Origin of the sequence: Streptomyces sp. RGM 3693, assembly GCF_050471125.1 — a bacterium.
In the GTDB taxonomy this organism is placed as follows: domain Bacteria; phylum Actinomycetota; class Actinomycetes; order Streptomycetales; family Streptomycetaceae; genus Streptomyces.
The window spans coordinates 2,040,545-2,057,165 of record NZ_JBMPPQ010000002.1; the positions used below are offsets into that span (position 1 = coordinate 2,040,545).

Annotated in this window: 14 protein-coding genes; 8 read left to right on the forward strand and 6 right to left on the reverse strand. The window is 71.9% G+C overall.

The annotated features are described in order from the left end of the window. Positions 1–26: 26 nt before the first annotated feature. Positions 27–1,478, forward strand: a complete 1,452-nt coding sequence (locus ACO0M4_RS26430) for an aldehyde dehydrogenase (protein WP_430373396.1) — start codon at positions 27–29, stop codon at positions 1,476–1,478. Continuing rightward, positions 1,478–1,711, forward strand: coding sequence for a ferredoxin (locus ACO0M4_RS26435; protein ID WP_430373397.1), 234 nt, complete (start codon positions 1,478–1,480; stop codon positions 1,709–1,711). The genes ACO0M4_RS26430 and ACO0M4_RS26435 overlap by 1 nt, the downstream gene beginning before the upstream one ends. A 189-nt stretch (positions 1,712–1,900) precedes the next feature. Here the strand turns inward: ACO0M4_RS26435 and ACO0M4_RS26440 are convergent, their stop codons facing one another. Next, positions 1,901–2,539, reverse strand: a complete 639-nt coding sequence (locus ACO0M4_RS26440) for a TetR family transcriptional regulator (protein ID WP_430373398.1) — start codon at positions 2,537–2,539, stop codon at positions 1,901–1,903. Between the two features lie 238 nt (positions 2,540–2,777). Between ACO0M4_RS26440 and ACO0M4_RS26445 the strand changes: the two genes are divergently transcribed. The 4 genes from ACO0M4_RS26445 (at position 2,778) to ACO0M4_RS26460 (ending at position 6,861) form a co-directional block, all read left to right on the forward strand. After that, positions 2,778–4,139: a glycosyltransferase family 4 protein gene (locus ACO0M4_RS26445; protein WP_430373399.1), complete on the forward strand. Its 1,362-nt coding sequence runs from the start codon at positions 2,778–2,780 to the stop codon at positions 4,137–4,139. 77 nt (positions 4,140–4,216) lie between these two features. Beyond that, positions 4,217–5,071, forward strand: coding sequence for a class I SAM-dependent methyltransferase (locus ACO0M4_RS26450; protein WP_430373400.1), 855 nt, complete (start codon positions 4,217–4,219; stop codon positions 5,069–5,071). Further along, positions 5,068–6,138: a prenyltransferase gene (locus tag ACO0M4_RS26455; protein ID WP_430373401.1), complete on the forward strand. Its 1,071-nt coding sequence runs from the start codon at positions 5,068–5,070 to the stop codon at positions 6,136–6,138. Before ACO0M4_RS26450 ends, ACO0M4_RS26455 begins: the two co-directional genes overlap by 4 nt. Before the next feature lie 138 nt (positions 6,139–6,276). Further along, positions 6,277–6,861, forward strand: coding sequence for a hypothetical protein (locus ACO0M4_RS26460; protein WP_430373402.1), 585 nt, complete (start codon positions 6,277–6,279; stop codon positions 6,859–6,861). A gap of 749 nt (positions 6,862–7,610) precedes the next feature. On the opposite strand, the gene ACO0M4_RS26465 is transcribed toward ACO0M4_RS26460, so the two are convergent. Beyond that, on the reverse strand, positions 7,611–8,342 hold the full coding sequence (locus ACO0M4_RS26465) for a 3-keto-5-aminohexanoate cleavage protein (protein WP_430373945.1): 732 nt from the start codon (positions 8,340–8,342) through the stop codon (positions 7,611–7,613). A gap of 81 nt (positions 8,343–8,423) precedes the next feature. After that, positions 8,424–9,038, reverse strand: coding sequence for a hypothetical protein (locus ACO0M4_RS26470; RefSeq protein WP_430373403.1), 615 nt, complete (start codon positions 9,036–9,038; stop codon positions 8,424–8,426). A 253-nt stretch (positions 9,039–9,291) separates the two neighbouring features. Here ACO0M4_RS26470 and ACO0M4_RS26475 point away from each other — a divergent pair, with 253 nt between their 5' ends. Then, positions 9,292–12,114 (forward strand): penicillin acylase family protein, encoded by a 2,823-nt coding sequence (locus ACO0M4_RS26475; RefSeq protein ID WP_430373404.1) that lies wholly within the window; start codon positions 9,292–9,294, stop codon positions 12,112–12,114. 73 nt (positions 12,115–12,187) lie between these two features. On the opposite strand, the gene ACO0M4_RS26480 is transcribed toward ACO0M4_RS26475, so the two are convergent. Beyond that, on the reverse strand, positions 12,188–12,424 hold the full coding sequence (locus ACO0M4_RS26480; protein ID WP_430373405.1) for a hypothetical protein: 237 nt from the start codon (positions 12,422–12,424) through the stop codon (positions 12,188–12,190). 305 nt (positions 12,425–12,729) lie between these two features. Between ACO0M4_RS26480 and ACO0M4_RS26485 the strand changes: the two genes are divergently transcribed. After that, positions 12,730–13,788 (forward strand): LysR family transcriptional regulator, encoded by a 1,059-nt coding sequence (locus tag ACO0M4_RS26485; protein WP_430373406.1) that lies wholly within the window; start codon positions 12,730–12,732, stop codon positions 13,786–13,788. A gap of 18 nt (positions 13,789–13,806) precedes the next feature. Here ACO0M4_RS26485 and ACO0M4_RS26490 read toward each other — a convergent pair whose 3' ends face one another. Further along, positions 13,807–15,132 (reverse strand): MFS transporter, encoded by a 1,326-nt coding sequence (locus ACO0M4_RS26490; protein ID WP_430373407.1) that lies wholly within the window; start codon positions 15,130–15,132, stop codon positions 13,807–13,809. A gap of 136 nt (positions 15,133–15,268) precedes the next feature. Continuing rightward, a complete protein-coding gene (locus ACO0M4_RS26495) occupies positions 15,269–16,573 on the reverse strand; it encodes an exo-beta-N-acetylmuramidase NamZ family protein (RefSeq protein ID WP_430373408.1) in 1,305 nt (434 codons plus the stop codon). Positions 16,574–16,621: the final 48 nt, after the last annotated feature.

Genomic DNA, 16,621 nt, shown 5'->3' on the forward strand with positions numbered 1-16,621 from the left:
TCGAAACCGTCGGGAGGCGGCCAGCTATGAGCGACCTCGTCGAACACGGAAAGCTCTATATAGGCGGTGAGTTGGTCGACCCGGCCGGGCCGGACACGATCGAGGTCGTCTCGCCGCACACCGAACGGGTCATCGGCCGGGTCCCGCACGCCGCGCGGGCCGATGTCGACCGGGCGGTGGCCGCGGCCCGGGCATCCTTCGAGTCCGGGGTGTGGGCGAACGCCCCGTTGGACGAACGGATCGCGGTGGTCGGTCGGATCAAGGACGCGTTCGCGGCGCGCAGCGAGGAGTTCGCGCGGATCATCGGCGCGCAGAACGGGACGCCGGTCACCTCGGGCGTCATGGTGCAGTCGCTGGCCGCGATGTTGGTGTGGGACGCGGCGCTCACCGTGGCGCGGGAGTTCACGTTCGAGGAGCGGCGGGCCGGGGTGCTGGGGCCGCTGCTGGTACGCCGGGAGCCGGTGGGGGTGGTCGCGGCCGTCGTGCCGTGGAACGTCCCGCAGTTCACCGCCGCAGCCAAGCTCGCGCCGGCGCTGCTGGCCGGGTGCTCCGTGGTGCTGAAGGTCTCGCCGGAGACCCCGCTGGACGCGTATCTGCTCGCGGAGATCGTGTCGGAGGCCGGCCTGCCGGAGGGGGTGCTGTCGATCCTGCCGGCCGACCGGGAGGTGAGCGAGTACCTGGTCGGGCACCCGGGCGTGGACAAGGTGTCGTTCACCGGGTCGGTGGCGGCGGGCAAGCGGGTCATGGAGGTCGCGGCCCGCAACCTCACCCGGGTGACGCTGGAGTTGGGCGGCAAGTCAGCGGCGGTGATCCTGCCGGACGCGGATCTGGACGCGGCGGTGGCCGGGATCGTGCCGTTCGCCTGGATGATCAACGGTCAGGCGTGTGTGGCGCAGACCCGGATCCTCGCCCCGCGCAGCCGTTACGACGAGATCGCCGAGCGGTTCGCGGCGGCGGCGGGCGCGCTGACCGTCGGCGACCCGCTGGATCCGGCCACCGAACTCGGGCCATTGGTCGCCCGTCGTCAGCAGCAGCGGTCGCTGGACTACATCGCGTTGGGGCAGAAGGAAGGCGCCAAGGTGCTGACCGGCGGCGGCCGGCCGAAGGGGCAGCCGACCGGCTGGTACGTCGAGCCGACGCTCTTCGGCGAGGTCGACAACGGGATGCGGATCGCGCGCGAGGAGATCTTCGGGCCGGTGATCTGCCTGTTGCCGTACGGGGACGAGGCGGAGGCGGTGCGGATCGCCAACGACTCGGAGTACGGGCTGTCGGGGTCGGTGTGGACGGCGGACACCGAGCACGGCATCGACATCGCGCGGCGGGTGCGCACCGGGACGTACTCGGTGAACACCTTCAGCATCGACATGCTCGGGCCGTTCGGCGGCTACAAGAACTCCGGGATCGGGCGGGAGTTCGGGCCCGAGGGGTTCGCCGAGTACCTGGAGCACAAGATGATCCACCTGCCGGCGGGTGCCTGATGGCGGAGCGCTGGCGGGTGGCGGTGGACCGGCGGGTCTGCATCGGGTCCGGACTGTGTGCCGGGATCGCGCCGGAGCGGTTCCGGCTGGACGCGGCGCGCCAGTCGCACCCCGTCGAACCGGAGACGGAGGCCGCGGACGGCGTGCTCGCGGCGGCCGAGGGGTGCCCGGTGGAGGCGATCGCGATCACCGCGGCGGAGGGCGGGGAGGCGGTCTTCCCGCCGGATGAGTGACCGGGGGAGCGACCAGGGGGCGAGCTGCCGGGTGAGCGGCCGGGGGCGGGGCCCGTAGGGGGTGGGGTGGTCGATCCCGTAGGGGGCGGGAGGGCCCCTTGCGGGCCAACTACCCGCATCCGCAAGGAGGTTAACGGGCTGGACGGCCCGATTGGACCCGCCAGCCCCACCACCCCCACCCCTCCCCCCTCACCGCAGCTGTCCCCGCCCGGGGGCCGTGAGGTCGATCAGGCGGCAGACCGTCTCGATGTCGATCTTCACCTGGGCGATCGAGGCCCGTCCGGACAGCCAGGTGATCAGCGCCGAATGCCAGGTGTGCTCGATGACCCGGACCGCGGAGAGCTGCTCGGGGGTGGGCGGGCCGTCCAGCCCCATGGCGTCCAGGATGATCGCGGTGGTCAGCCGGGAGACGGTGTCCACCTCGGGGCTGACGGACCGGTCGGCGAAGGTCAGCGCGCGGACCATCGCGTCCGCCAGGTGCGGTTCGCGCTGGAGGGCGCGGAAGGCCCGCATCAGGGTCTGGGCGACCCGGGCGCCGGGGTCCTCCTCCGACGGGGGGCGCTTGCGCAGCGTTGCGTGCATGTGTTGGAGCTGGTCCTGCATGGTGGCGACGAGCAGGTGCACTTTGGACGGGAAGTAGCGGTAGAGGGTGCCGAGGGCGACGCCGGAGGATTCGGCCACCTCGCGCATCTGGACGGCGTCGAAGCCGCCGCGGCTGGCCAGCCTGGCGCTGGTGTGCAGGATGCGGCGGCGCCGGGCCTCCTGACGCTCGGTCAAGGGAGGACTCGCCGGAAGCGCCGGCCTGGCCGCCTTGGATTCCGTAGTCATGTGTCCCATTCCATGGCTTTCCGTCCGCGATGCGGTGAGCGCCGGTGGTGCGATCGGCACAGCATGGCAGGGCCCGTGCCGTGGCGCGAATCACCTGGTGTGGCTCTTTTCGCTCCGTTCCCGGCCGGTAGATTCGAAACTCGGTGAACTGATCAGTAGCTTTTCAGTTCTGAAACTTGTTCTAGATTACCGCCAGCGGTTACGCTCCGGCGAAAGTCCAGTGAGAAGGGGGCCGTGCGTGACCGCAGAGGCCGTCCAGGCAGCCGCGCCCCGCCCGGCGGAGACCCCCTCGGCCTCCGCCCCGACGGACCGTGAACGTCCCCTGCGGATCGCCATGCTCACGTACAAGGGGAACCCGTTCTGCGGCGGTCAGGGCGTCTACGTCCGGCACCTCTCCCGCGAGCTGGCCCGCCTCGGCCACACCGTCGAGGTCATCGGCGCCCAGCCCTACCCCGTCCTCGACGAGGGCGTGACGCTGACCGAGCTGGCCAGCCTCGACCTCTACCGTCAGCCCGACCCGTTCCGCACCCCCGGGCGAGACGAGTTCCGCGACTGGATCGACGGCCTCGAAGTCGCCACCATGTGGACCGGCGGCTTCCCCGAACCGCTGACCTTCTCCCTGCGCGCCCGGCGCCATCTCGCCGCCCGCCGCGGCCAGTTCGACGTGGTCCACGACAACCAGACCCTCGGCTACGGCCTGCTCGGCGGCCCGGACGCGCTCGGCGCCCCCCTGGTCACCACGATCCACCACCCCATCACCGTCGACCGGCGCCTCGACCTGGCCGCCGCGCACGACTGGAAGCGCCGCGCCTCGGTCCGCCGCTGGTACGGCTTCACCCGGATGCAGAAGCGGGTGGCTCGGCGGCTGCCGTCGGTGCTGACCGTCTCCGGCTCGTCCCGCGAAGAGATCGTCGAGGACCTCGGCGTCCACCCCGGTCGGGTCCACGTCGTCCCCATCGGCGCCGACACCGACCTCTTCTCCCCGGACCCGGCCGTCCCCGAGGTGCCCGGCCGGATCGTCACCACCTCCAGCGCGGACGTCCCCCTCAAGGGACTGATCCACCTCGTCGAGGCGCTGGCCAAGGTGCGCACCGAGAACCCCGACGCCCACCTGGTCGTGGTCGGCAAGCGGGCCGACGACGGGCCGGTCGCCGCCGCCATCGAACGGCTCGGCCTGTCCGGCGCCATCGAGTTCGTCAAGGGCATCAGCGACGCCGAACTCGTCGACCTGGTACGCGGCGCCCAGATCGCCTGCGTGCCCTCCCTCTACGAAGGCTTCTCGCTGCCCGCGGCCGAGGCGATGGCCACCGGCACCCCACTGCTGGCCACCACCGGCGGCGCCATCCCCGAGGTCGCCGGGCCGGACGGCGAGACCTGCCTGGCGGTGCCGCCGGGCGACGCCGGGGCGCTCGCCGCCGGCCTGCTCCGGCTGCTGGGCGACGAGGGGCTGCGCCGCCGGCTGGGCGCGGCCGGCCGGGAGCGGGTGCTGGCCCGCTTCACCTGGCGGCAGGCCGCCATCGGCACCGCCGAGCGCTACCGCGAAGCCATCGCCCGTCAGCCGGGCCGCGCCGCCGCCTCGACGGTCACCGGCCGCCGGTGAACCGCACCATGCCGTCCTCCCGCAGCCCACGCCGCACTTCACCCCGCCCCTGACCGCCGGACGAAAGCGTAAACGCCGTGCTGACCGTCGACTTTTCCCGTTTCCCGCTCGCCCCCGGCGACCGCGTACTCGACCTGGGCTGCGGCGCCGGTCGGCACGCGTTCGAGTGTTACCGGCGCGGTGCGCAGGTCGTCGCCCTGGACCGGAACGGCGAGGAGATCCGCGAGGTCGCCAAGTGGTTCGCCGCGATGAAGGAGGCCGGCGAGGCCCCGGCGGGCGCCTCCGCCACCGCGATGGAGGGGGACGCCCTCGCGCTGCCGTTCCCCGACGAGAGCTTCGACGTCGTGATCATCTCCGAGGTGATGGAGCACATCCCGGACGACAAGGGCGTGCTCGCCGAGATGGTGCGGGTGCTGCGCCCCGGCGGCCGGATCGCGGTCACCGTGCCGCGCTACGGCCCCGAGAAGGTCTGCTGGGCACTGAGCGACGCCTACCACGAGGTCGAGGGTGGCCACATCCGCATCTACCGCGGCGACGAACTCCTCGACAAGATGCGGGAAGCCGGCCTTACGCCCTACGGCACCCACCACGCCCACGGGCTGCACAGCCCGTACTGGTGGCTGAAGTGCGCCTTCGGCGTGGACAACGACCAGGCACTGCCGGTGAAGGCGTACCACAAGCTGCTGGTCTGGGACATCATGAAGAAGCCGCTGGCCACCCGCCTCGCCGAGCAGGCCCTCAACCCGCTCATCGGCAAGAGCTTCGTCGCCTACGCCACCAAGCCGCACCTGCCCGAGCCGGCGGGCGAGACGGGCACCGGGGCCGCGGAACCGGCCGCCGCCGAGCCCGCCGCCGCCGAGCCCGCCCGGCTCGCCGCCAAGCGCACCCGGTCCGCGACCAAGCCGGCCGCCGCCCGCGGGGCCGCCAAGTGACGAGTCCCGGGCGTACCGAACGGCTCGTCCTGCCGGGAGTGCTCACCGCCGAACAGGCCGCCGACACGGTCGCCGGCATCCGGGCGACCCAGCGCACGGACGGCGCCATCCCGTGGTTCCGCGGCCACCACCTCGACCCGTGGGACCACACCGAGGCCGCCATGGCGCTGGACGCGGCCGGCGAACACGAGCGCGCCGAGGCCGCCTACGACTGGCTGGTCCGGCACCAGAACCCGGACGGCTCCTGGTACGCCGCCTACGCCGACGGCGACCCGCACGCCCCCACCGACCGCGGCCGGGAGACCAACTTCTGCGCGTACCTCGCGGTCGGGGCGTGGCACCACTACCTGTCCACCGGGGACGAGACCTTCCTGGACCGGATGTGGCCGGCGGTGCACGCGGCGATCGGGTACGTCCTTGAACTCCAGCAGCCCGGCGGTGAGATCGGCTGGAAGCGCGAGGACGACGGCACGCCCGTCCGCGATGCGCTGCTGACCGGCTCGTCCTCCGTCTACCAGGCGCTGCGCTGCGCCCTGGCCCTGGCCGAACAGCGCGAGGAGCCGCAGCCCGACTGGGAACTGGCCCTCGGCCGGCTCGGCCACGCGATACGCCACCACCCCGAGCGGTTCCTGGACAAGTCCCGCTACTCCATGGACTGGTACTACCCGGTCCTGGGCGGTGCGGTGCGCGGCGCGGCGGCCCGGGCGCGGATCGACGCGGACTGGGACCGCTTCGTCGTCCCCGGCCTCGGCGTGCGCTGCGTGGTGCCCAACCCCTGGGTCACCGGCGGCGAGAGCGCGGAACTGGCGCTGGCGCTGTGGGCGATGGGCGAGTCCGACCGGGCCGTGACGATCCTCAAGTGGATCCAGCACCTGCGCGCCGAGAACGGCATGTACTGGACCGGCTACGTCTTCGAGGACCAGGCGATCTGGCCACAGGAACTGACCTCCTGGACGGCCGGTTCGGTGCTGCTGGCGGTGGCCGCACTGGGCGGTGACGAGGCCACCACCTCGGTCTTCGGCGGCGAGCGGCTGCCGACCGGGCTGGCGCCGGACTGCTGCCGGTGACCGCCGACCCGGGCGCCGCGCACCGGCCCGGGTAACGGGCCACCCCCATACGGCCGTTTCCGAGTGGCGGCCCTCCGGCGGGCGGGACAGGCTGCGGACGATGCTCCCCAGCCGATCCGAGCCCGCCGGAGGCGCTCCGTGACCGTTCCGCAGTCCCCCGTCCGCAACCGCGCCGCCCTGCGCAGGACCGTCGTCGCGTTGCCACTGGCCTGCACGCTGACCCTGGGCGCCGTCGCCTGCGGCGGCTCGAAGAAGAACGAGGGCAACGCGGGCGCAGCCAGCGGCTCGCCCAGCCCCAGCAGCTCGGTGGAGAAGGAGAAGTTCGCCAAGACCCGCTTCGTGGCCAACGCCGGGCTGGCGGCCGGCGCCACCTACCAGTGGATCATCAAGCCGTACCGGGCCGGGGCATTCAAGCAGGGCGCCAACCACCGCAAGACCGCACTGGTCAAGGCGGGCCTGGCCGGGGTCTTCACCTACAACCGGCTCAAGGCCGCGGTGCGCAACGCCCAGGGCGACCCGACCCTCTCCAAGGCACTGGCCCCGCTCAACAGCGGCATCGACTCGCTGAAGAACCTCGGCACCAAACTCCGCAAGGGCGAGGCCGGCACCGCCGACGTCGACCAGTTCCAGAACGTCATCAACAACGTCAAGGACGTCGGTAAGAAGAACGGCGCCGAGGTGACGAACCAGGTCCCGAGCGCGTCGCAGCTGAGCGGGGGCTAACCGGTTCGCTGCGCTTTGCTGGGCTTCCCACGTTGTTGGCTTTCCCGCCATGGGAGTTGCTGTTTTTGCGCCTGCGGCGTGGGTCCGCTGCGCGGGGCGGTGTCGTTCCCTGAGCCTCGTCGTACGTTGCCGGGTGCGGCTCCGTTTCGCCTGCGGCGGGCGGGTCCGCTGCGCGGGGCTGTTGGGTGCCGGTGCCGGGCCTGCGGGGGTGGTGTGCAGGACTGCTGCGCTTTACGTCCTGCACACCACCCCCTCCGGCCCGTCCCCTCCCGTTGGTGGGTGGGAAAGACAGGTGGGTGGGACCCGAGGTGAGCGGTCCCCTTCGGGTCGTTCCTCAGCCGTCACTGGACCACCAGCCGGTGCCGGTCCGGCCACACCACGGTCCGCACTAGCCCGCTCACGGAGACCCCACTCACTCGTTTTCCCACCCTTCAACGGGAGGGGACGGGTCTGCGGGGTGGGGGTAGGCCGGACGTAAAGCGCAGCAGTCCGGCCTAACCCCCACCCCGCAGACCCGGCACCGCGGCCGACCAGCCCGCGCAGCGGCCCCGCCCGCCGCAGGCGCAACGGCGAGAACGCCAACCACGTACGGCGAGGCCCCGCGCAGCGGCCCCGCGCAACGACGAGGAAGCCAACCACGTACGGCGAGGCCCCGCGCAGCGGCCCGCGCCGCAGGCGCAAAAGCAGCAACCGCCACGGCGGGAAAGCCAACAACGTACGACGAGGCTCAGCGCAGCGCAGCGCCCCGCTCACGCCCCGGGGAGGCCGCCCGTCAACTCCAGCGCGCAGGAGATCAGATGGGCGTTGTCGGCGGCCGGCGCACCGTCGGGCAGGGTGAGGGTGTCCTCGATGCCGATCCGGCTGGCCAGGCCCAGTTCCCCGGCCAGCCGTAGCACCGGCCAGGCGCCACCGTCGTAGCCGTGCAGCAGCACCGGGCGGCCGTGCGGTATGTGGGCCAACTCGGCGAGCAGGGCCCGGGCGGTGGCGGGCGCGGTGACCGGGTCGGTGTCGTCGATGACCTCGGCCAGCACCCGCAGTACCCGCGGCGCCAGCGGTGAGGCGGCGAAGCGGGCGGCCGCCGCCGTCCCGGCCCAGATGCCTGCCTCGACGCCGACGCCGCGCGCCAACAGCGCCTCGGCGACCGTATCGGCGCCGGACTCGTGCCAGTTGACCGAGGCGTGGTCGGGGAGCACCGTCCAGGACGCGATCCGCTCCGCCCGGCGCCCGGGGTCCGGCTCGGCCCAGGCGCCGGTCGTCACGCCCACCGGCACGTCCACCGCCTCCCGTATCACTTCTAGGACCGGGCCGACCACGCGCGGCGAGAGGGAATCCTCACCGCACGGGGTCTTGGGGTGGACGTGGACGTCCTGGGCGCCGGCCGCGACCGCCCGCCGCGCCGCGTCCGCGAGCGCGGCCGGCGAGAGCGCCACGACACCCGAATCGGCGGCCGTGCGGGCGCCGTTGAGACACACCTGAAGCATCTGAAGCATGTCTTCGATGATGGCAGGAGGGTCTGACAATGCCCGTGCGCGGGGTGGACGGTGCGGTGCGGAGCGCGGGGGTCAGGCCGCCGCGAAGGCCGCCGCGCCGTGCAGCCCGGCCGCGGTGTGCAGCGCCTCCGGGGCCAGTACGGAGGCCGGGGCGAGGACCCCGCAGTCCCGGCAGGCGGGTCCGGTCGCCGGGCAGTCGTCCGGTCCGGGGACCCACACGAAACGGGTGCCGCCGCAGACCGGGCAGTCGCGGCGCGGGCATCCCGCCTCCATCGCCGCGATCATGCGGCGCAGCACCTCGGAGAGGCGGGCCGCCGGGTGCCGCTGCGGGGAGGCGCAGGGCACGATGTCGTAGCCGCCCCAGGTGCGGCGGTGCCAGTCGTCGAGGGCGCTGGGCTGGCGGATGCCGTCGTGCTTCTCGCGGCGGCGCCGGGCGGCGAACTCCTCCTCGTAGGCGAGCCAGAGGGCGCGCGCCTCTTCCAGCTCGGCGAGTGCGGCCACCAGCCGCGCCGGATCCGGGTCACGGTCCTGGATGGCGAACCCGGCCCGGGTGCACAGATGGTGCCAGGTCGCGCGGTGCCCGTAAGGGGCGAAGCGCTCCAGGCACTTGCGTAGGGCGGTACGCCGCCGAACGGTGACGAGTCGTGGGTTGCGGACCTGTTGTGCGAGGGCTCTGAAACCGGCCATGGTGCTTCCACCTCCGAGGAGGATCCCGACTGGACAGGGAATGGACGTAGCCGGCCGCCACCTGGATCCATCGAATTCTTTTGCGGTTTTGGGTGGCGATGTGCCGGGGTGTCCGGCCGTAACACCTGCCCGCTGTGGGGAATTCGAAAAGGTGACTGGTGTTCATCTTCCAGCAACGGGTAACCGAGGGTAACGTCCGGCGCGCCATCCCCCAATCCTTGCAGGGCCGGGGGACCCCTTTCGAGGAGCAGGAATGCAGCGACGTACCGGAAGGCTCAGGGCCGCCGCAGCGGCAGCCCTGTTCGCCTTGGGTGCCACGTTCTTGGCACCGCCCCCCACCGCGGCCGCAGCCGCACCGCACGACTCCGACGACTACTGCCAGGGTCAGTGCGCGGACATCCTGCCGCCGGGCGCGACGGGCAACGCCACCCTGATGCAGATCCTCGGCAACAAGCTGTTCGGCACCCACCCGCCGCACTCCACCGACCAGATCGCCCCGTACAACGCGCTGGCCGGCGGCTACCGTTCGCTCACCGACGACACCCTCACCGACTTCTTCAACGACGCCTCCTTCGGCGTCCCCCAGGGGCAGGTCGGCTCGGTCAGCGCGCCGCGTTCGGACGTCACCATCACCCGCGACAAGAAGACCGGCGTGCCGCACATCAAGGGCACCACCCGCTACGGCACCGAGTACGGCGCCGGATACGCCGCGGGCCAGGACCGGCTGTGGCTGATGGACCTGTTCCGGCACATCGGGCGCGGCGAGCTGACCTCGTTCGCCGGCGGCGCCCCCGCCAACCAGGGGCTGGAGCAGCAGTTCTGGCCCTCGGCCCCGTACACCGAGGCCGACCTCCAGGCGCAGGTCGACGCCATCCGCAACAACAACGGCGCACGCGGCAAGCAGGCCATGGAGGACGCCCAGGCGTACGTGGACGGCATCAACGCCTACCGCGAACAGTCCAAGGAGGGCCGCTACTTCCCCGGCGAGTACGTCGTCACCGGCCACATCAACGCGATCACCAACGCCGGTGAGATCCAGCCGTTCAAGCTGACCGACCTGATAGCCCTGGCCTCTGTCGTCGGCGGCCTCTTCGGCAACGGCGGCGGCGGAGAGGTCCCCTCGGCGCTCGCCCTGCTCTCCGCCCAGCAGAAGTACGGCGTGGAGAAGGGCACCAAGGTCTGGGAGTCCTTCCGCGAGCGGAACGACCCCGAGGCGGCCAAGACCCTGCACGACGGCCAGAGCTTCCCCTACGCCGTCAAGCCCGCCAAGGCCCAGGGCACCGCGCTGCCCGACCGCGGCTCGGTCACCCCCGAACCGCTGGTCTTCGACCGCACCGGCGCCGCCGCCTCCAAGAGCGCCACCCCGCCGAGGGATCCGGTCAAGGCCCCCGAGAAGTACCGGAAGCTGGAGGGCCTCTTCAAGGACGGCGTACTGCCCAAGGGGAGCTTCGACCCGACCCAGCACCGCGGGATGTCCAACGCCCTGCTGGTCTCCGGCAAGCACACCGCCAGCGGCCACCCGGTCGCCGTCTTCGGCCCGCAGACCGGCTACTTCGCGCCCCAGCTGCTGATGCTCCAGGAGATCCAGGGGCCCGGCATCAGCGCCCGCGGCGCCTCGTTCGCCGGCGTCGGGATGTACGTCCAGCTCGGCCGCGGCCAGGACTACGCCTGGAGCGCCACCTCCGCCGGCCAGGACATCACCGACACCTACGCCGTCGACCTGTGCAACGCGGACGGTTCCCAGCCCACCAAGGACTCCACCTCCTACCGCTACCACGGCCGGTGCCTCCCGATGGAGAAGCTGGAGCGCACCACCTCCTGGAAGCCCACCATCGCCGACCCCACCGCGGCCGGCTCGTACCGGATGCAGGTCTTCCGCACCAAGTACGGCATCGTCACCCACCGCGCCACGGTCGGCGGCAAGCCCGTCGCCTACACCGCGCTGCGCTCCACCTACCGCCACGAGGCCGACTCCATCATCGGCTTCCAGATGCTCAACGACCCGACGTACGTCCACGACGCCAAGAGCTTCCAGGAGGCCGCCCAGCACATCGGCTACGCCTTCAACTGGTTCTACGCCGACTCCCGCGACATCGCGTACTACAACAGCGGCCTCAACCCGGTCCGCAACCCGAACGTCGACCCGGCGCTGCCCATCAAGGCCGACCCCGCCTACGAGTGGAAGGGCTTCGACCCCACCACCAACACCACCGACTACACCCCGCCCGCCCAACACCCGCAATCCGTCGACCAGGACTACTACGTCTCCTGGAACAACAAGCAGGCCAAGGAGTACGACTCGGCCGGCTTCGGCAACGGCTCGGTGCACCGCGCCAACCTGCTCGACGACCGGGTGCGCGCCCTGACCAGGGACGGCGGGGTCACTCGCGCGTCCCTGACCCGGGCGATGGCCGACGCCGCCCTCACCGACCTGCGCGGCGAGGACGTCCTGCCCGACCTGCTGCGGGTCCTGGACAGCAAGCCGGTCACCGACCCCGCGCTGCGGACCGCGATCCAGCGGCTGGACGCCTGGCGGAAGGACGGTGCGCAGCGCCGCGAGACCACTGCCGGCTCGCACAGCTACGCCCACTCCGACGCGGTCCGGCTGATGGACGCCTGGTGGCCGCTGATGGTCAAGGACGTCTTCCGGCCCGGTCTCGGCACGGACCTCTACGACGCGCTGGGCGCCAACCTCGCCATCGACGAGTCGCCTTCGGCCGGTCACGGCCCCACCGGGGCGCACGCCGGATCGGCCTTCCAGTACGGCTGGTGGAGCTACGTCGACAAGGACCTGCGCGCGGTGCTCGGCGACCGGGTCCAGGGGCCGCTCGCCGTCCGCTACTGCGGCAACGGTGACCTCTCCGCCTGCCCGGACACCCTGTTGGCCACCCTCCGGCAGGCCAACGCGAAAACCGCCGCCCAGGTTTACCCGGGCGACGACAACTGCAAGGCCGGCGACCAGTGGTGCGCGGACTCGATCATCCACCGCGCGGTGGGCGGTCTGACCCACGACAAGATGAGCTGGCAGAACCGCCCCACCTACCAGCAGGTGGTGGAATTCCCCGCCCATAGGTAGCGGCGGGAACGGCACGGGCCCCGGGGTGCGCACACCCCGGGGCCCTGTTGTATTTCCCTTCCGTTTTTCGCCGTTACCCGGAAACCGCCCCGGCCGGCTGCGCTACTGCTGCGTTCCGCTTACCGTTCCCCAACTGCGCGGCATAGCGACCATGGGGCGGCAGCCAGGCGAGCACCACCGCCGCCACCGCGGCCCCGAGTGCGGCCAGCGCCGTCGCGGTGACCGAAGTCGGCTCGAAGTCGAGCCAGATGAGGGCGTGCACCGGCACCGCCAGCACCGCGGAAACGGTGATCATCAGCCGGGACCGCACGGTCGCCTCCCGGGCGTGCAGGCCGAAGACCAGCAGGCGGACGCGCTCGCGCAGGCCATGGTGGCGTTGAGGGTACCGGGCCGTCGGAGGTCGGCCTGGGAATGGCTCTCGAACGTAACTCCCCTTGAGGGGAACGTGGTTGTGCGGTCCGGGATTGACTAGACCATTCCGCGGGTACCGCAAACGCATCCAGCATTTTCCGGAAGAAATCCACAGATAATCCCCGGTGGTCTCCGGATGAGTTTTCCCGGGCGGCTATGCTGCACATTCCTGAATTTGGGGGAAGGGAAAGCGAGTAGGGGCGCATGGCCGTGTCAGGTCCGCAGCAGAACCCGAGTCCGCAGCAGAACCCGAGTCCGCAGCCGTACCCGACGGCGCTGCTCGACACCACGATGGACCAACTGCGCACGCTGATCACGGTGTACGAGTCGGGCACCGCACTGGCGGCGGCCCGCCGGCTGGGCCGTGAGCAGTCCAGCGTGCAGAAGCAACTCGACACCATGAACCGCACCTTTGCGGCGCTGTGCGGCGAGGAGTTGGTCCTCAAACAGGGCCGCGGCCGCGACGCGCTGTTCACCGCCACCGGTGAGGCCCTGGTCGAACTCGCCCGGCGCACCCTCGGCGAGTGGTCCGACGGCGTGCACGACGCCCGCCGCCGGCTCGGCCGCACGCTCTCCGTCGGCACCACCCGCTACACCCTCGGATTCCTCCTGGACGCTGTGGAATACGTCAGCGGGGACTTCGACCGCGAGGGCGTCGACCTGAAGATCACCCACGTCCGCACCGGCGACCTGTTCACCAAGCTCCGCTCCCAGGAACTGGATCTGGTCTGCGGCAGCGTCGTGGTCACCGAGGGCGAGGAGGCCGCCCAACTCGCCCCGTACGAGGTGATGGAGTGGCGGCGCAGCGGACTGTCGCTGCTGACGAACCTGCCGCCGGAGCGACTGCCCGGCGGCTCGTTCCGCGCCGGCGACCTACCGCGGCTGCCACTGGTGGTCTCCACCGGCGGGCTGATCGACCGCTTCCTGACCGCCTGGTACGGCAGCGACTACCGCCAGAAGCTGACCGTCGCCGCCGAGATAGAGGCCGCGCACTACGGCTTCGAGCTGCTCCGCTCGGGCGTGGTCAGCGGCGCGATGCTGGTCACCCGGGGCCTGGGGGAGGCGGTGTCGGACGGCCACCTCCCGGAGGCCGAGGGCCTGCGCACCCTGGAGGTCACCGGGGACGTCGGCCCCCGGACGGAGGTCCTGGTCGGCGTCTTCACCCGGCGCGGCGAACGGGCCTCCTACGGGCCGGAGCACCCGCTCAACCGCCTCTGGGAGGCGCTCTCCTGGGAGAGCGAGCGGTGGTGGCTCCGGCCCTGAACGTCCCCACGGGGTCGCTCAGCCCAGGAGTTCACGCTCCCGGGTCTCCGGCAGCGCCAGCACGCACGCCAGCGACATCAGCGCCATCGCGCTCACGTACCAGCCCACCGACGCCGAGCCGAACGCCGCCTGGAGCCGGGTGGCGACCAGCGGCGCGACCGCCCCGCCCAGCACTCCGCCCAGGTTGTAGGCGAGCGAGGCGCCCGAGTAGCGGACCGTGGTCCCGAACAGCTCCGGCAGGTACGCGCCCATCGGGCCGTAGACCACGCCCATGCAGAACAGCGCGCCGCCGATGCCCAGGGCGATCAGCACCGGCTGCCGGGTGTCCAACAGGGGGAAGAGGGCCAGTCCCCACACCACCGCGAGCCCGGAGCCGCCCAGGACCAGCTTCCGGCGTCCGATGGCGTCGGAACGGGTGGCGGCCAGCCAGGTGCCCGCCGCCAGGAACAGGCAGGCGACCAGCGAGAGGCCGAGCATGGTGGTACGGGGGATGCCCAGGGTGCCGGTGGCGTAGGACAGGCAGTAGGTCGTGGCGGTGTAGAACAGCCCGTACGCGATGACCATCCCGCCGGCGCCCAGCAACAACTCCCGCGGATGCCGCCGGAAGACGTCCACGGCCGGCACCTTGCTGGCCTCCTGGGCATCCCGCACCTTCGCGAAGACCGGCGTCTCGCTGATCTTCAGCCGGACGAACAGTCCCACCCCGACCAGGAGGAACGACAGCAGGAACGGCACCCGCCAGCCCCAGGACCGGAAGGCCGCGTCGCTCATCCCCTCCGACAGCAGCCAGAACACCCCGGTCGCCGCGAAGAACCCTACGGACGGCCCGAGTTGCGGGAACGCGGCGTACAACCCCCGCCGCCCGCGCGGTGCGTGCTCGACGGCCAGCAGCGCCGCCCCGCCCCACTCGCCGCCCAACCCGATGCCCTGGAGGAACCGCAGCAGGATCAGCAACAGCGGCGCCCAGATCCCCAACGTCCCGTAACCGGGCAGCAATCCGACCAGCGCCGTGGACAGTCCCATCAGCAACAGCGACGCGACCAGCACGGACTTCCGCCCGACCCGGTCACCGAAGTGCCCGAACACCACCGAACCCAGCGGCCGGGCGGCGAACGCCACCGCGTAGGTGGAGAACGACGCGAGGGTCGCGTTGACCGGGTCGAGCGTCGGAAAGAACGCCTGGTTGAGCACCAGGGCTGCCGCGGTGCCGTAGATGTAGAAGTCGTAGAACTCAATGGCGGTCCCGATGAACGAGGCCACGGCCACCCGCCGCAGGCTCTCCCCACCGGCCGCCTCCCCGTCCGGAACCGCCGCCGTCTTCGCTGATGTCGCGTCACTGTGCACGAGCCGCACTCTCTTGGTCGGTGTAGGGGGCAGTCAATGGCGGGGGTGGCGGGTCTCGGATGGTGAGACGGGGCGTGTCCGGTCCGGCGTCGGCGTGGGCGTGGGCGTGGGCCGCGGGCCGTGGGTCGCGGGTGCCCTACCGATACCGCAGATACCGCCCCCGCACCGCCCGAAAGTCCCTCAGTCCGGCCCTCCAAGCTCCGACGATTTCCTCCACCCCCGCCCCCGCGTCGATCATCTTCCGGACGGTGTCCGTGCCGGCCAGGTGGTCGAAGTGGGCAGTCAGCCAGGTGAAGCCGGGGTAGCGGCGGCGGGCGGTGACCAGGAGGGCGATGCCGGTGCGTACCGGGTCGAACGTGGTGCGGTCGTGGACGTGGAGTTGGAGGCCGCCGATGGTCTTGCCCTGGAATTTGGAGAAGGTGGGGGCGAAGTACGCCTCGCGGAAGTGGACGCCGGGCAGGGCCAGTTCGGTGGCGGCCTCGGCCCAGCGGCGGTCGAGGCCGTCCGCGCCGAGGAGTTCGAAGGGGCGGGTGGTGCCGCGGCCCTCGGAGAGGTTGGTGCCCTCGAAGAGGCAGGTGCCGGCGTAGGCCAGGGCGGTGTCGGCGGTGGGCATGTTGGGGCTGGGCGGTACCCAGGGCAGTCCGGTCGCGTCGAAGAAGTCGGTGCGGTGCCAGCCGGTCATCGTGACGGTTTCCAGCGCCACGGGGCGCCCGGCCGCCGCGGGGACGAACTCGCCGTTGAAGAGCAGGGCCAGTTCCACCACCGTCATGCCGTGCGTCTGGGCGATCGGCTCGCGGCCGACGAAGGACGCGTAGCGGCGGTCGAGGACGGGGCCGGTCGCGGTCCGGCCGGTCACCGGGTTGGGGCGGTCCAGGACGACGAACCGTTTGCCCGCCAGGGCGGCCGCGACCATGCAGTCGTAGAGCGTCCAGATGTAGGTGTAGAAGCGCGCGCCGACGTCCTGGATGTCGAAGACGACGGTGTCCACACCGGAGGCGGTGAAGATGTCGGCGAGTTCGCGGCCGCTCTTGTCGTAGGTGTCGTAGACGGGGAGGCCGGTGGCCGGGTCGTCGTAGCGGCCTTCGGAGCCGCCGGCCTGGGCGGTGCCGCGGAAGCCGTGTTCGGGCCCGAAGACGGCGGTGAGGCGGACGCGGCGGTCGGCGTGCATCACGTCCACGATGTGCCGGACGTCGTGGGTGACGCCGGTGGGGTTGGTGACGATGCCGATCCGGTGGCCGTCCAGGAGGCGGTAGCCGTCGGCGGCCAGGTGGTCGAAGCCGGTGTGTACCCGCCCTCCCGTCACCCGGCCTCCACCCTCAGATGACGGCGCTGCGCGCCGAACCGCGGCCTGGGCCGAGCCGCCCGGGCCCGTGGTGACCGCCGTCGCGGCCGCCCCGGTCGCCGCCAGATGCCCCAGCAGAACACGTCTCGACAGAGCCATGCGCACACCTCCGTGAGCGGTGGTCGACCCGATGTGTGTCGTGGGCAC

Excerpts from the sequence above, each read along its gene's own strand:
- ACO0M4_RS26485 (WP_430373406.1), top strand. The coding sequence starts at position 12,730 with ATGGCCGTGTCAGGTCCGCAGCAGAACCCGAGTCCGCAGCAGAACCCG.
- ACO0M4_RS26475 (WP_430373404.1), top strand. The coding sequence starts at position 9,292 with ATGCAGCGACGTACCGGAAGGCTCAGGGCCGCCGCAGCGGCAGCCCTG.
- ACO0M4_RS26435 (WP_430373397.1), top strand. The coding sequence starts at position 1,478 with ATGGCGGAGCGCTGGCGGGTGGCGGTGGACCGGCGGGTCTGCATCGGG.
- ACO0M4_RS26440 (WP_430373398.1), bottom strand. The coding sequence starts at position 2,539 with ATGACTACGGAATCCAAGGCGGCCAGGCCGGCGCTTCCGGCGAGTCCT.
- ACO0M4_RS26470 (WP_430373403.1), bottom strand. The coding sequence starts at position 9,038 with ATGGCCGGTTTCAGAGCCCTCGCACAACAGGTCCGCAACCCACGACTC.
- ACO0M4_RS26495 (WP_430373408.1), bottom strand. The coding sequence starts at position 16,573 with ATGGCTCTGTCGAGACGTGTTCTGCTGGGGCATCTGGCGGCGACCGGG.
- ACO0M4_RS26465 (WP_430373945.1), bottom strand. The coding sequence starts at position 8,342 with ATGCTTCAGGTGTGTCTCAACGGCGCCCGCACGGCCGCCGATTCGGGT.
- ACO0M4_RS26430 (WP_430373396.1), top strand. The coding sequence starts at position 27 with ATGAGCGACCTCGTCGAACACGGAAAGCTCTATATAGGCGGTGAGTTG.